Origin of the sequence: Streptomyces sp. CB01881, assembly GCF_002953255.1 — a bacterium.
Classification (GTDB): Bacteria; Actinomycetota; Actinomycetes; order Streptomycetales; family Streptomycetaceae; genus Kitasatospora.
The window spans coordinates 253,754-268,339 of sequence record NZ_CP026498.1 but is presented as its reverse complement, the minus strand read 5'-3'; the positions used below and the strand labels follow the sequence as shown (position 1 = coordinate 268,339).

Annotated in this window: 13 protein-coding genes; 10 read left to right on the top strand and 3 right to left on the bottom strand. The window is 74.9% G+C overall.

The genetic code is table 11. The features are described from left to right. The first annotated feature begins 158 nt into the window (after positions 1–158). The 7 genes from C2142_RS01250 to C2142_RS01220 all read left to right on the top strand — a co-directional run bounded on the left by C2142_RS01250 (position 159) and on the right by C2142_RS01220 (position 8,899). Complete coding sequence (locus tag C2142_RS01250; RefSeq protein ID WP_148642108.1) at positions 159–590, top strand: hypothetical protein; 432 nt, start codon at positions 159–161, stop codon at positions 588–590. 581 nt (positions 591–1,171) lie between these two features. Continuing rightward, positions 1,172–1,546: a hypothetical protein gene (locus tag C2142_RS01245; RefSeq protein ID WP_162002376.1), complete on the top strand. Its 375-nt coding sequence runs from the start codon at positions 1,172–1,174 to the stop codon at positions 1,544–1,546. 268 nt (positions 1,547–1,814) lie between these two features. Next, the gene (locus C2142_RS01240; protein WP_174315567.1) at positions 1,815–2,381 is read left to right on the top strand and encodes a DUF4240 domain-containing protein; all 567 of its coding nucleotides are present in this window, start codon (positions 1,815–1,817) and stop codon (positions 2,379–2,381) included. Positions 2,382–2,473: 92 nt separating this feature from the next. After that, complete coding sequence (locus tag C2142_RS01235; protein WP_241002307.1) at positions 2,474–3,751, top strand: AAA family ATPase; 1,278 nt, start codon at positions 2,474–2,476, stop codon at positions 3,749–3,751. Beyond that, on the top strand, positions 3,748–4,323 hold the full coding sequence (locus C2142_RS01230; protein WP_148640654.1) for a hypothetical protein: 576 nt from the start codon (positions 3,748–3,750) through the stop codon (positions 4,321–4,323). The genes C2142_RS01235 and C2142_RS01230 overlap by 4 nt, the downstream gene beginning before the upstream one ends. Next, complete coding sequence (locus C2142_RS01225; RefSeq protein WP_148640653.1) at positions 4,320–6,026, top strand: hypothetical protein; 1,707 nt, start codon at positions 4,320–4,322, stop codon at positions 6,024–6,026. The genes C2142_RS01230 and C2142_RS01225 overlap by 4 nt, the downstream gene beginning before the upstream one ends. Then, entirely contained in the window at positions 6,023–8,899 is a 2,877-nt protein-coding gene (locus C2142_RS01220; protein ID WP_148640652.1) for a bpX6 domain-containing protein, read from the top strand. Before C2142_RS01225 ends, C2142_RS01220 begins: the two co-directional genes overlap by 4 nt. A gap of 172 nt (positions 8,900–9,071) precedes the next feature. On the opposite strand, the gene C2142_RS01215 is transcribed toward C2142_RS01220, so the two are convergent. The 3 genes from C2142_RS01215 to C2142_RS01205 are packed head-to-tail and all read right to left on the bottom strand — an operon-like array spanning position 9,072 to position 11,861. After that, positions 9,072–9,716 carry a response regulator transcription factor gene (locus tag C2142_RS01215; RefSeq protein ID WP_148640651.1) on the bottom strand — a complete coding sequence of 215 codons (645 nt, stop codon included), beginning with the start codon at positions 9,714–9,716 and terminating at the stop codon, positions 9,072–9,074. Next, a complete protein-coding gene (locus C2142_RS01210) occupies positions 9,668–10,987 on the bottom strand; it encodes a sensor histidine kinase (RefSeq protein ID WP_241002306.1) in 1,320 nt (439 codons plus the stop codon). Before C2142_RS01210 ends, C2142_RS01215 begins: the two co-directional genes overlap by 49 nt. Before the next feature lie 49 nt (positions 10,988–11,036). Then, on the bottom strand, positions 11,037–11,861 hold the full coding sequence (locus C2142_RS01205) for a CPBP family intramembrane glutamic endopeptidase (protein WP_148640650.1): 825 nt from the start codon (positions 11,859–11,861) through the stop codon (positions 11,037–11,039). Positions 11,862–12,030: 169 nt separating this feature from the next. Here C2142_RS01205 and C2142_RS01200 point away from each other — a divergent pair, with 169 nt between their 5' ends. The 3 genes from C2142_RS01200 to C2142_RS01190 all read left to right on the top strand — a co-directional run bounded on the left by C2142_RS01200 (position 12,031) and on the right by C2142_RS01190 (position 14,500). Then, positions 12,031–12,510, top strand: a complete 480-nt coding sequence (locus C2142_RS01200) for an Rrf2 family transcriptional regulator (protein WP_148640649.1) — start codon at positions 12,031–12,033, stop codon at positions 12,508–12,510. Positions 12,511–12,765: 255 nt separating this feature from the next. After that, a complete protein-coding gene (locus C2142_RS01195) occupies positions 12,766–13,890 on the top strand; it encodes an MFS transporter (RefSeq protein WP_277347317.1) in 1,125 nt (374 codons plus the stop codon). Positions 13,891–14,059: 169 nt separating this feature from the next. Continuing rightward, positions 14,060–14,500: a carboxymuconolactone decarboxylase family protein gene (locus C2142_RS01190; RefSeq protein WP_148642103.1), complete on the top strand. Its 441-nt coding sequence runs from the start codon at positions 14,060–14,062 to the stop codon at positions 14,498–14,500. Positions 14,501–14,586: the final 86 nt, after the last annotated feature.

The window sequence follows — 14,586 nt, the reverse complement described above, 5'->3', positions numbered from 1 at the left end:
CAGCGCAGTCACTGTCGTGCGCATCGCCCGGTTGGATGAAGTCATTCTGAGCGGAGGAGGGCTGAGGGTCGGCGCCCGTGATCCGGCCCTCAGGAGCCCCGGCTCTGATCCCTCTGATGGTCTATCATGTGCCGCTCTGGATCGTAGATTGGGGACTCGTGGACGCTGAACAGGTGCAACTGGTAACAACCGCCAGCACGGCCCTGGTGACCGTGCTGGCTACGGATTCGTGGGAGCTCGCGAAGTCAGCCGTCGCGCGGCTCTGGCAGCGAGTGCATCCGGAGCGAGCGGCTGCGATCGAGGCTGATCTCGACGACACCCGAGTCGAGGCATTGGCGGCGCGTGAAGGTAACGACGCCGATGCCCAGGCCGCGCTCGCCGGTGACTGGCAGACCAAGTTTCGGAGGCTCATCGTCAGCGACCCCGATCTCGCAGCCGAGATCGACAGGTTGCTGCGAGAGGAGCTTGTGCCTGCCCTGCCCGCAGAGGAGCGGGACCGTATCGCGACTGGACCGATCTTCAACGTGACTGCGTCAGGGAATGCCCGCGTCTACCAGGCTGGCCGCGACCAGCACTTCACCGAAAGGTGAAGCAGTCGAAACGCGGCCGCGAGTCTGGCCCCAACTTCGAGGTTGATGCAAAAGGGGACAGTCGGACCTATCAGGCTGAGAGCCAGCACTTCCATTTCTACAACGCGCCGCCCGAGGTGGCCAACGAGCAGGATGCGGCCGGCGACATCAGCCGGCCATCTCCTCCGCCGCCCGGGAAGCCCCAGGGGCTGGTAACGGGGGCATCTGCTGATTCCCTAAAGGCTGTGCTCGGTAGAGTTCCCGGGGGTTCCACCGCTGTGGTGGCCGTAGCGTGTGTCGGGATCTTCATCAGTGGAGTCCTTTCCGTGATCCGTCCCGGCGGCGACTCGGACGGTGGAAAGGCAGGCGGTCCGCCGCCTGTGCTTCAGACACAGGCGGCGCCGTCAGTCGCAGCGACGAGTCGGCCCTCAGCTACGGGCCCCAGTCCAACGGTGACCCCCGCCACTACTCCTCCCCCTGTCACGTGGAACGAGGTATACCGCGACCGCGTTTTCGTGATGCCAGCAGCGACGTCGGGAAACTGGCAGTGCTCTCGCAACTACTTCGATCTTGACCAGGATCCAGTGGACACGCATATCCATGTGACCGAGAAGAATCCGGCCGCAGCTGGAATTGATGCAAGTTCTATGGAGATCGAATGGCACACCACTGGATGTGCCAGTAGTCCATCTAATGAAGACTCGTTGACCTTTAATGTGGCTGCAGTGGGCATCAGCTCGGACGTCAACCCTGGGGCCATTCAATGCGCTAGGGATGCGCGTCAACAGGCTATTCCAAATCCAGTATCTGCCTCGCAGCTACAAGATGGTGTTTTGCTGCGAAAAGGTGTCGCCCTGTGTCTCGAAACGAAGGGCAAAAGCATTTTGCACATGAAGATTACGGGCTCCACTAAAGATGGATGGGGTAATCCGGACTCGTTCACCTTCTCCGCTTCGTTGTGGAAAAAATCGACGTAGGTAGCCTTCGGCTGGAGTATGAGACCGGCCCCGCCCGGCGCCTGCTGGCCCGGCGCCCCTCCCGCCGTGCGCCCCTCCCGTCGTGTGGCCCCTCCCGTCGTGTGGCCCCTCCCGCCGGCCGCCCGGCCCGGCCCGCAGCGTGCGGGCGTCGGCCGGCCCGATGCGGCTGCGGGCCCGCCGGCCTGCGGATCTGTCAGTGCGCGATGACATGGTGTGTTCCGGCGGACGACCACCGCTGACACCTCACACCACGAAGGGCCGAGAACGCATGGGCACGACCGGCACGACCGATCCGGCCACCGACGCAGGCGCGACCGAGGGCGGCCCCGCCGTCGGCGGAGACCTGCCGGTGATCACCTGGGCGCGGTTCTGGGAGCTGATCGGGATCCTCGGCGGGCCGACCGGGACGTCGACCTGCCACGACATCGAGACCGGCTGCGAGCGGCTGACCGAGGTGCTCGCCGCCGGGCCGGTGGGCCAGATCATCGGCTTCGGCGAGCGTCTTGCGGAGGCGCTGTACCGGCTCGACCAGGAGGAGTTCGGCACCCTGCCGGTCACCGGGATGGAGCGGCCCGGAGGTGAGCCGTTCCCGCAGTCGGACGACGGGTTCCTGTACTCGCGGGCAGCGGTCGTCGCCGCCGGCCGCGCCGTGTACGAGAGCGTCTTCGGCGAGCCGGACCGGTTCGCGCCGTTCACCGGGCGGCACTGCGAGGAGCTGCTCTACGTGCACGAGGAGGCGTACGAGCAGGCGACGGGGGAGGAGTGGGACAGGCTCACCCGGTACGACTACGAGAGCTGCTCCAACCGGGACGGCTGGCCGGGGCTGGGCGACTGAACGGTCCTCCGCCCGCCCCCCGGGGGGCGGGGGGCGGCCAGCCGGAAACCCGCTGGTCGACGCGGAGACGGCCCCCGTAGACTCCGGTGCTCGTGACCGAGACCAGCACCAACCCGACCGGCGCCGTCCACCCGACCGATGCCACCCGCCAGGCCGATGCCGGCAATCCGATCGACGCCGGCAGCCCGATCGACGCCGTCCAGCCGGCCGATGCCGTCCGCCGGGCCGATGCCACCTGGCAGGGCACCCTGGCGGGGGACGCTCAGCTGATCGGCGCCGCCGTGGCCGCCGCCGGCCGGGGCATGATCGACCGTGAGACGGTGGCCGAGGTGGTGACGCTCTGTGCGGTCGCCGGTGAGCACCTGCTGGTCGTCGGCGCGCCGGGCACCGCCAAGTCCGAGGCGGTGCGGAGGGTCGCCGGCCAGCTGGGCGGCCGTTACTTCGAGTACCTGCTCGGCCGGTTCACCGAGCCCAACGAGCTGTTCGGCCCGGTCGACCTGCGCCTGCTCCGCGAGGGCCGGGTCGAGTTCGAGACCGCCGGAATGCTGCCCGAGGCCGACATCGCCTTCCTGGACGAGGTGTTCCTCGGCTCCACCGCCGTCCTCAACACGCTGCTCGGCCTGCTCAACGAGCGGGTCTTCCGCCGGGGCCGCACCGTCCTCGCCAGCCCGCTGCGGGTCTGCGTCGGCGCCGCCAACCACCTCCCCGACGACCCCGCGCTCGCCGCCTTCGCCGACCGCTTCCTGGCCCGGGTCTTCGTCGAGCCGGTGGCCGACGCCCGGTTGGAGGAGCTGCTGGAGGCCGGCCGGCGCCCCGCGGCCGCCGCGGCCCGTCCCGGCGACCTGCTCGGCGCCGTGGACCGGCTGGCCGCCGCGGCCCGGGAGTGCGACCTGGACGAGGTGACCCCGCTGCTCGGCTCCGCACTGCGCCGGCTGCGCGGGGCCGGGGTGCCGCTCAGCGACCGGCGGGCGGTGCGCTCACAGAAGCTGGTCGCGGCGGCGGCCGTGCTCGACGGCCGGACCACGGCCTCCGCGCGGGACCTGTGGGTGCTGCCGCTGATCGCCCCGACCGCCGACACCCAGGCGCTGGCCCGGGACACCCTGGCCGACCTGATCGAGAAGGCCGCCAACCGGAGCCTGGTGCACGCCGCGGAGGAGCTCTCCCGCAGCACGGCGGCCCGGGCCGAACTACTCGCCCGCACCGGCACCGCGCTGCTCGCCGAGCACCGCGGCCTGCCCGCCGGGCGCGACTCACGGCTGCGGCTGGAGGCCGCGCTGCGGGAGATCGACGCCGGATTCGACCCGGCCGACCTGCCGTCCGCGCTGGCCGGGATACGCGCCGAGCTGGTCGCGGCGGTCGCGCCCTCGTGACCACCGCCCCGCCTTCGTTCCCCCTGCCTTCGTTCCCCCTGCGGTGGGAGCGCCGCGAGCCCCCGCTGCCCGCCGCCGCCGTGCTCGCCCTGGGCGACGCGGTGCCCGCGCTGGCCGCCGCGACCCGGGACCGGCTCCGCGACGGTGCCCGCCTCGGCGTCCTCGCCGACGGCCCGCCCGCCGGTGGCACGACGCCCGCCGCCGCAGGCGTGCCGAACGCCGCCGGCGCCCGGGTCGACGCCGACGCCCGGGAAGGCGCAGGCGCCCCGTCCGACACGGGAACCCCGCCCGGCGCCCCGCCCGGCGCAGGCACGACGGTCCTTCTCGTCCTGGGCGCCGGGGCCGACCTGCCGTGGGCCGACGGCGCCCGCTACCTCGGCCGCGACGCCGGCCTGCTGGTTCCCACCACCGCCCGGCCCGGGCCCGCCGCCGCCCTCTGGCGCCGCGCGCTCGGTGCCGAGGACGGACAGCTCTGCGTGCTCGTCCCGGGCCACGCGCTGGTCGCCGACCCGCCCCCGCCCGCCGGCTCCCCGGACGCCCTGGAGCCGTACACCCGGAGCGCGGAGCGATGACGGCCACCCGCCTGCCCGCAGCCCTCGCCCCCTGGGCCGCCACCCTCTCCGCGCTCAGCCCCGAACTCGCCGTCGCCCTCGGCCCGTTGCTGCGCCGTCTGGACACCCTGGTCGGCACGCGCGAGCCCGTCGTCGACGTCCTCGGCGACCCGGACGGCCTCGGCGGCCTCACCCGCGCCGGCCGGCCGGACCGGTTGCTGCCCTCGGAGTGGCTGCTCGCCGACGCTCACCCGGACGAGTTCCTCCGCCGCTTCGTCGACGGTGAACTCCTCCACCACGCATCCGAGTTCAGCACACCGGCGGTTCGCGGACGGATCGTCGCCCTGGTCGACAGCGGTCCGGCCCAGGCCGGCGCCGGCCGGCTCGTCCAGCTCGCCGCGCTGCTCGTCCTGCACCGCCGGGCGGCCGCCCGGGGCACCGAGCTGGTGGTCGGCGTCCTCGGCGACCCGGACGGCCACTGGCTCACCGGGGACCTCGCCGAGCTGCTGCCGGCCTGGCTGGCCTCCCGCCGCCCGGCCGATCCGACCCCCGAGGACGTGGCGCGCGCCCAGGCCGGCCTGGACGCCGAGGACCGCGCATGGGTGCTCACCTCGCCCCGGCTGGGTGAACAACTCCAGGCTCGGGCCCGGGTGCTGACGAGCGAGGTGGCCCGCTGGTCCGCCGAGGGTGCCACCGGCGTCACCGTCCGGATCGACGGCGCCACGACCGAACTCCCGCTCCCCGCAGCGGAGATCGCCGTGCGGGCACTGCGCGGCCGCGAGTTCCGGCGGGCCGCCGCGCCCGCCGTCGTTGCCGTTCCGTCGGAGGCTGCGGGGGTCGCCGGGGGAGCGCTGCCCGCGTTCACCACCGACACCCGCACCCTGCTCGCCCGGGGCCGTCACCCTTCCTTCCTGCTCGCCGCCAACCTGCCCAACAGCGGGAACGGACCCGCCACCGAGGTGCGGGCGAAGCGCCACAAGCTGCACGGCCCGGTGCTCGCCGCCGGGCGCATCGGCCGGCGGCTGATCGCCCTGTACGCACGCGGGGACCAGCTCGTGCCCTACGTCAGCGGCCGCCCGCTGTCCCCGGCAGGTGGTGAGCAGGCCGGGTTCACCGCCGAACTGGCCGCCTTCGGCCTCGACCGTGCCGGGCTGGACGGGCAGTTCACCCGCCCCGTCCTGCCGCTGCTCCGCGGCGGGGACGACCTGCTGCTGCCGTTGGCCGGCCGCTGGTGGCGGATCGCGCCCGACGGCACCGTCACCGACGACGGCGAGGTCGGCCGGGGCGCCGAGGGGCCGCAGCACTTCAACCGCTTCCGCGAGCCCCGGCTGTACGGCCGGAGCCTGCCGGTCGGCGCGGCCCGTGCCCGCCACCTCCTGCACAGCGGCGCCACCGTCGCGTGGTCGGAGGACGGCAGGGACTGGGAGGTCAGGAACGGGCAGGGCCAGGCACACCGGATCTCCTTCCGGGAGAACGCCGATGTGATCGGCCTCGTCCACCACGAGGCGGTGCCCGCGCTGATCACCTGTACCCGCAGCGGCCTCCTGGTGCGCCACGTCCGCGCCGACGGCGTCCGCACCCTGACCCGCTTCTCCGGCGGCACCACCCTGCCCGCCGTCCACCCGACGCTGCCGCTGATCGCCGCCGAGACCCGGCCGGGCCGGATCGTGGTGGGCGACGCCTACACCGGACGGATCCACCACCTGATCGGGAGCGACGATTGAGCGCCACCCCCGCCGCGGCGTTCGGTGCCACCGTCACCGCCGCCGGCTACCTCCTCGACGTGCCGGTGATCGGCGCGGCCGAGGCGGCCGCACGCGTCCTGGCGCACTGGCAGGAAGGCGCCGAGCTGCGTGAACTCCCGGACGGGCGCTGGCTGCTCGTACTGGTGGCGGCCGTGGAGAGCCGGGCCGACCGGGCCCCCGGACTGCCGCTGACACGTGCGCGTAGCGGCGCACTCGTCGCCGCCGGCACCGGCGATTCCGGCGCCGGGCCCGGGCAACTGTCCTTCACGGCAGCAGGCCTGATGGTCACTCACGCCATCGCCGGACTGCCGGAGTCGGACCCGTCGGTCTGGCTCGACCCGGCCGGCCTCACCCCGCACCGCCCACGACCGGTCGGCGCCGTCGAACCCGCCGCCGAACCCGTCCTGGAGGCCCTGCCCTCGCGACCGCAGCCCGACCTGCGGGCGGCCGCCGGCATCGGCCCCCGGAGCGAACGGGCCCGCCGGCTCACCAAGGACGCGCCGGCCGGCCCCCGCCGGTCCTTCTCCTGGCCGCGGCCGGACGGCCTCGCGGCGCTGGCCGGCCGGGCCGGCCGGGCCGCGTACTGGACCGTCCTGGTCGTGACGCTGGGCGCCGGGCTCCTTGCCGCGGCCAGCTTCGTGGGGCTCATCGCCGAGCGCGGCTTCCGTCCCGGCGGGTTCCTCATCGCGCTCGCGGCCGGGCTGGTCGTGGCCCGCAACAGCGGGGTGCTTGCCGGGCCCGCCCCGGCGGCCCCCGCCGGACCAGGCTCCGCCGCCGACGGCTCCGCCGCAGCCGCCCCCGGTCGCGCGGCCCGGAGGCCCCGCCGCCCGCTGCTGGGCGGCCTGCTGGCCCGCCTGGCCCTGCGCACCCCGGCGGCCCGGCTGGTGCGCGGCCGTCACGCCCGCTACCTGCACGAACTCACCCGCGCCTTCGAACAGCGCCAGTGGGAGGACGCCCTGCGCGACGCCGTCCGGCTCGCCGGGGCCAAGGCGGCCGACCAGCGGCCCTGGCTCTCCCTCGGCCTGCCCCGCCGCTACGCGGGCGAGCTGCGCGCGACCCCGCAGGCCGGCGGCGCGGGCGGCACCTCCCCGCTCTCCGGCCCCACCGTGCACCAGCACCTCTCCGCGCTCTACCGACGGGCCGCCGAGGAGCTGGAACGCGACGGCCGGGTCGACGAGGCGGCGTTCGTCCTCGCCGACCTGCTGAACGCGCCGGCCGAGGCGGTCGCCGTGCTGATCCGCCACGACCGCACCGCCCAGGCCGCCGAACTCGCCGAGGGCCGGGACCTGGACGCCCACCTGGTGGTCCGGCTCTGGTGGCGGGCCGGCGAGCGCGAGCGCGCCGTCCGGATCGCGCACCGCCGTGGTGCCTTCGCCACCGCCGTCGAACGCCTCTCCGCCACCCACCCGCAGGCCGCCCGCGAACTGCGCGTCGCCTGGGCCGCGCACTGCCGGGACGCCGGCGACCGCCTCGGCGCCGTCGAAGCCGCCTGGCCCGACGAGTCGCTGCGGCCCTCGGTCGCGGCCGACCTGCGCGACGCCGTCGCCCTCGGCGGCCCGGCCCGCGGCCGGGCACTGCCCTACCTGCTGGCGCTCGGCGCGGGGGAGTCCACCCGGGCGCTCGCGCTGGCCGTCCTCGACACCGACGGCGACCCGCGCTCCACCGGGCGCTCGGCGCTCGCCGCGGCCCTGGCGGACCTTCCGGCCGCCGACCCGGCCGCCGACCGCGAACTCGCCACCGCCGCCGCCCGGGCGGTCGTGCGGGACGGCGGCTTCGGCGGCGCCCAGGCCGGCCGGGCCGAGAGCGTCCTCGCCAAGCGGCTGTTGGAACGCGCCGACCCGCTGGCCGCCGCCGACCTGCCCGGTCCGCGGCGCGACACCCGCCCCGCCGGCGGCGCGCCCACGCACACCGCCGCCGACCGGCCTGGCACACTGCCGGTGCTCGATGCGGCACTGCTCGGATCGGGTGCCGTGCTGGTCGCCTGCGGCCAGGCGGGCGTACGGCTGCTCACCGCCGACGGCCGTACCAAGGCGCGCTGGGACGTGCCCGCCGACGAGCTCGTCCTCGCCGACCACGGCGGCAGCGCGCTCCTCGTGGCCGGCTACGGCGGGACGCGCGAGATCGCCCGGCTCGACCTCGCCACCCGCGTCGTCCGGCCCTGGACCACCCTGCGGACGCGGCAGCTCGCCCGGTCCTTCGACGGCCGCCACCTGGTCACCGTGGACGAGGACGGCATCGCCGTACTGGACACCCTCGCCCCCCGCCCCACCGTGGTCTGGCGCGAACTCGGGAACGGCCAGCGGCCGGTGGGCCGGATCTCCCGGACGGCGACCAGCTGCGCGGCCGTCGTCATCTCGAACCTGCCCGACGGCTCGCCGCTCACCGAACTCTGGCGCTGGGACCAGCCCGGATGGGAGCTGCGCGCCCGGCTCCGGCTGGACCGCACGGCCGGGGACCCCGGCGACTCGGCGGTGGTCGCCGGCGGCGGCCTGCTCACCGCGCACCGGCAGTTGCAGCCGGACCGGACCACGCTCTCCTGGACCACCGACACGGCCGGGGGCGTCACCGAACTGACCGTCGAGGGCCTCGCGCCGCACGCGCCCACCGCCGACGGCGATCACTGGGCGCTCACCGTGCCGCTCGCGGACGGCACCGGCGCCCTCGTTCGCACCGGCACCGGCCCGGACGCCGCGCCCGCCGCCACCGTCGTCTTCCCGCAGGCCGACCCGCCGTACACGGGCCTGCGCGGGCACGCCGGCGCGGTGACCCACTGGCACCGCTCCGGCCGGGTCCTCGCCACCTCGGCGGACGGCGCCACCCTCCTCGCCAACCTGCGGGTCACCACGGACTGAGACCGTGCGTGAGATCGGCCGGAGCCGGAGCCGGAGCCGGAGCGGTCCGCAGGCCTCAGGTGAGCGGTCGGGGGCGGGCGCCCGCCCGACCTGACGGACGATCGGCGGGCGTTGGCGGGCTCGACGTGCGGCGACGTACGTCGGCGGGGCCGTGCCCGTCGGTCTCCCGCCCTCAGCGCTTGAGGTAGGCCAGGACCGCCAGCACGCGGCGGTTGTCGTCGGCGGACGCCTCGATCCGCAGCTTGGCGAAGATGGCGGCGGTGTGCTTGGCGACGGCGCTCTCGCTGATGTGCAGGGTGCCCATGATGGCGGCGTTCGACCGGCCCTCGGCCATCAGCTCCAGCACCTGGTGCTCGCGCGGGGTCAGCTGCGAGGTGTTCCCCCGGGCGTCGCTGCGGGCCAGGAGCTTGGCGATGACCTGCGGGTCCATCACCGTACCGCCGGCCGCGACGGTGCGGACGGCGTCGATGAACTGGGCGGTGTGCGTGACGCGGTCCTTGAGCAGGTACCCGATGGCGCCCTCGCCCCCGGCCAGCAGCTCGTGGGCGTAGAGCTGGTCGACGTACTGGGAGAGGATCAGGACGGGCAGGCCCGGCCGGGCGCGGCGGGCTTCGAGGGTGGCCTGGAGGCCCTCGTCGGTGAAGGTCGGCGGCAGGCGGATGTCGACCACGGCGACGTCCGGCTCCTCCTCGCGCAGCGCGCGCAGCAGGGCCGGGCTGTTGTCGACGGCCGCGACCACCTCGCAGCCGTGCTCCTGAAGGGTCCGTATCAGCCCGTCGCGGAGGAGGAAGAGGTCTTCGGCAATGACGACGCGCACGGTATCTCCAGGGTCACGGTGGTCGGTCCGCCCTGCGGGCTGTGCAGGGTGAGGGCCCCGTCGAAGGTACTGAGCCTGCGCCGGACACCGTGGAGTCCGCTCCCCCGGGAGGGGTCCGCGCCGCCGCGGCCGTCGTCGGTGACGGTGACCCGCAGCACGGTGTCCGCGTGCGCCAGGCGGATCCGTACCTCGCGGGCGCCGGAGTGCTTGGCCGCGTTGGCGAGGAGTTCGCCGACCGCGAAGTAGGCGGCGGACTCGACGGGCGCGGGCAGCCGTCCCGGCAGCCGGACCTCGACGTCGACGTCGAGGAAGCTGTCGAGCGCCAGTGACCGGACGGCGTCGCCGAGACCGCGGTCGGCGAGGACGGGAGGGTGGATGCCGTGGACGAGGTCCCGGAGGTCCTGGAGGGCCCGCTCCGAGGTGCTCCGGACCACGAGCAGCAGCTCGCGGGCGGTCTGCGGATCGGCGTCGAGGAGCCGGGTCGCCTTGTCCAGGGTCATGCCCAGGGCGACCAGCCTGGCCTGCGCCCCGTCGTGCAGGTCCCGTTCGATGCGCCGGAGTTCGGCCGCCTGCGTGTCCAGTGCGTCGGCGCGGGTGTCGGTCAGGTGCTCGATGCGGCGGACCAGCTCGGTGGAGTAGGGCGCGGCGAGCGTGCGCCGGCTCCACCGGGCGTGCAGTTCCAGCACCCGGGGCGCGAGACGCAGCCCCGCCGCGACGAACACGAGGCCGAGGACGGCGGCGGCGAGCATGGTGGCGGTGGACTCGACGGGGATGAAGGCGTACCAGTTGCCGTCGCCGAGGAGCCGCCAGATGAACGGCTGCACCAGTGCGCCGAACGCTCCGTACTCGATGAGCGCCAGCGGCACCGCGACCAGCACCCCGCCGGCCCACGGTTCCAGCCAGGCCCATCTGAGGTCGTGCCAGAACCCCTCGTCGCCGAGGACGGCCGCCGCCCGCCGCCGGCGGCTCCCGGAGCCGTCCACGGCGAGCGGTTCGGGCGGGCTGATCCAGGTGCCGGTCCAGCGGGCGGTCCAGGACCGGTACCGGTCCGAGAGCCGGCGCAGGGCCGCCGCGGCGGGCGGCAACAGGGGGAACCCCACCCCGACCGGCAGCAGGAGCAGCGTGCACACCACCAGCCCGCCGACCGCGGTCACCGCGAAGCCGGCGAGTGACAGCAGCTGGCACCGCCCGACGGCGGCCCAGCCGCCCGCGGCGCCCCCCGCTGCCGTGCCCTGCCTCTCTGCCGTGCCCTGCCGCTCCGCCGTGCTCACCTGCTCCGCTGTGCCCACCGCTCTGCCCTGCCCACCCGTTGTTCCCCCGTCAGCGCGCGCCGTGCTCCGCCGCGGTCACGAGCCTAGTGCCGGGCGCCCGCATCACCCACGGCAGTGCCGCCACCAGGCACGCGCCGCCGAACAGCGCCATCGGCAGCACCGCGCCGGAGTCGTCGTCCAGGAACAGGAGCATCCCCAGGTTCACCAGGGTGTGGAAGCCACCCGCGAGCAGCAGCCGGTTGGACCGCACGTGCTCCAGACCGAGGCCGAGGACGACGGACATCGCGACGGTCGCCAGCAGGAAACCGGCCGCGTACGCCGGGGCGTGGGTGAAGACCTGCACGTGCCAGAAGCCCCACACCAGGCCGACCAGGGCTGACGCGGTGACCGGGCCGAACCTGGTCCGCACCAGGGGCTGGAGCAGGCAGCGCCAGCCGATCTCCTCTCCGCACGCGCCGACCAGTTGGGCCACCACGACGAGGGCGAAGGGGTGTTCCAGGGTGCGCGGATCCGTGAACCGGCCGACTCCCTCCAGTAGGGCGTACGTGCCCGCGGCGAGCGCGATGATCAGCGGTGCCGAGAGCAGCATCCACAGTTCCCGGCCCGCCCGGCCCTTCCCGGCCTGGGCCGCCCCGCCCTTCCCGGCCTGGGCCGTGTCCGGCGTCCGGCGTCGGGGCAGCGCCCCGGCGAGACGCTGCCGGATGCGCGAGGGCCAGAGCAGCGCCACCACCAACACCCCTGCCGCGGGGCCGAACTGGGTCAACTGGACGACCTCCGGCGGAATCCCCGTCGCGGGCTGCACCGCCCCCAACGCCCCCGCCGCCACGAACGCGACGGTGAGGAACACCCCCGTCTCCGCCTTCCAAGCCCGCATGTCTTCTGGCCTCCTGCTCGTGCGGTCCGTCTCTGTCGACGTCGACTCTTCCGGTCCGCGCCGCCGGGGCCATTGCGTGTAGCTGCCCAACGGGGGTGTATCCAGGTGCACCCCCTCGGGCGGCGTCGGGCCTTTCCGGATCCATTTGGGGACATGTAGTATCCCGGTTATGTTGATGGGTGAGGGTGTGGAGTGGGGCCTGCACTGCTGCCTGGCGCTGGCGTGGCTGGAGGACCAGGCGCCGATCCCGACGGGCAGGCTGGCGGAGATCTTCGAACTGCCGCCGGTGTACCTGAAGAAGCGTCTGCAGCCGCTGGTACGGGCCGGTGTGCTGGCCTCCGTGCCGGGCACGCGCGGCGGGTACCGGCTGGCGCGCGCACCCGAGGACGTCACGTTGATGGACGTGGTGGCCGCCGTCGAGGGGGCGACGGAGGCGTTCCGCTGCACCGAGATCCGCCGCAGGGGAGCGGGTGCCGAGGCGGCGGCGGGCGAGTTCGCGCGCCCGTGCGGGATCGCGGGCGCGATGCGGCGGGCCGAACTGGCGTGGCGCCGCGAGCTGGCCTCGCAGACCCTCGCCGACCTGCTGGCGGCCAGCCCTGCGGGTGCGCCCGGGCGTGTCCGGCGCTTCCACGAGCGGCTGGGCGGCTGACCAGCCGTCATGCCGTGGGCCGGACGGGCCCGAACGCCTCGCTCCCCGTGGGCCGGAGCGGCCCGCACCCCGGTCCGCCCGCCGTAGCCTGCCCGTCCGTCCGCTGTACGCCGCCCGGCCGCCCGGCCGGGCTTTTTGCGAAGGAGAATCGGGACATTGAATATCTCGTTAAGGCCGGAGTCGCCTGCTGCTGCCGCCGTCCCTGCCGCTGCCACGACCGGCCCGACTCCGCCGCGGACCGGCGTCGTCCCCGTCCTGGCCCTGGGTACCTTCGCCGTGGGCACCGACGCGTTCGCGGTCGCGGGGTTCCTGCCCGACCTGGCCTCGGACCTCGGCGCGTCGACGGCGGCCGCGGGCCAGGCCGTCACCGCCTTCGCGGCGGCGTACGCCCTGCTCTCCCCGGTGCTGGCGACCCTCACCGCCCGGCTGCCACGCCGGACCCTGCTCGTCGCCGCGCTCACCGGGCTCGGCGTGGCCAACCTCGCCTCGGCGCTCGCCCCCACCTTCGCCGCGCTGATCGCCGCGCGGGTGGCCGCAGCCGGCGCCGCGGCGGCGTTCACCCCCAACGCGGGGGCGGTCGCCGCCTTCCTGGCCGGCCCCGAACGGCGGGCCAGGGCCCTGGCCGTGGTGGTGGGCGGGCTGACCGTCGCGACCGCACTCGGCGTCCCGCTGGGGGACGTGGTCGGCGAACTGACGGGGTGGCGCTGGGCGCTGGCCGCGGTCGCGGCGCTCGCGCTGCTCACCGCGGCGGCGCTCGCCCTCCTGCTGCCCGCGCTGCCGGGCAACCCTGCGGTGCCACTGCGGGAACGCCTCGCGGTGCTGCGCCGTCCCGCCGTGCGGGCCGTCCTGCCGCTGACCGTGCTCGGCATGACGGCGGCCTACACGGTGTACGCGTACAGCGTTCCGGCGCTCGCGGCGGTCGGCATCGGGGAGTCCGACACGGCGTGGGCGCTCTCGCTCTACGGGCTCGGCGCGGTGCTCGGCAACCTCGCCTCGGGGTGCGCCACCGACCGCTTCGGCCCGGTCCGGGTGCTGTCGACGGGCTACCTCGTGCTGGCCGCCGGGCTCGGAGGTCTCGGCCTGCTGGCGGCCTCCGGGACACGCGCGCCCGCCCTGGTGGGGCTGCTCGCGGTGGCCTGGGGCGCGGGCAGCTGGTGCCAGACCCCGCCGCAGCAGCACCGGTTGATCGCCGCCGCCCCGCAGGAGGCGCCGCTGGTCGTCGCCCTGAACTCCTCCGCCATCTACATCGGTATCGGGTCCGGCACCGTGTTCGGCGGGCTGACGGCCCACGCCGGGGCCGCCACGATGTACGCCACCGCCGCGGCGCTCGCCGCCGTCGCCGCGGCCTGCCTGCTCGCCACCGTCGGCCGGGCGCGCTGAGGGCCGGCCGGTGAGCCCGGCGGACGCGTCGACGCCCGGCCGGTGAGCCCGGCGGCTCCTTCCCGGGACCTCTTCCGCCTGCTTGTCACACTTCCGCGATCCGCTCCGTCGAAGGGATGACAGCACGAGCGAACACCGAGAGAAGGACACCACCGTGAACGACGCCCGTATGGCCAACCCCGCCGTCGTCATCCCCGAGGCGATGCCCGCGATCCTGGGCGTGCTCAAGGCCGCGAAGAAGGGTGGCGTGCCCGAGTCGACCCTCGAACTCGTCCACCTGCGCGCCAGCCAGATCAACGGTTGCAGCTACTGCGTCGTCGGCGGCGTGGCGAGCGCGAAGAAGAACGGCGAGACCGACGAGCGCCTGCATGCGGTCGCCGCCTGGCGTGAGGCGCCGTACTTCACCGACGCCGAGCGTGCGGCCCTGGAGCTGGCCGAGCACGTCACCCGCCTCGCCGACCGGGCGGTCGTGCCGGACGTCGTCTGGGACGCGGCGGCCGCGCACTTCGACGAGAAGCAGCTGGCCTCACTGGTCCTCTGGATCAGCCTGACCAACTTCTTCAACCGTCTGAACGCCACCACCCGCCAGCCCGCCGGCGCGACCTGGTGACACTCCGGTCGTCGCTGCGACTCGCGCCCGGTGCCGGGTGGCCCCGCGCCGCCCGGCACTTGGGCTGTGGCGGTGGGGCCGGGCGC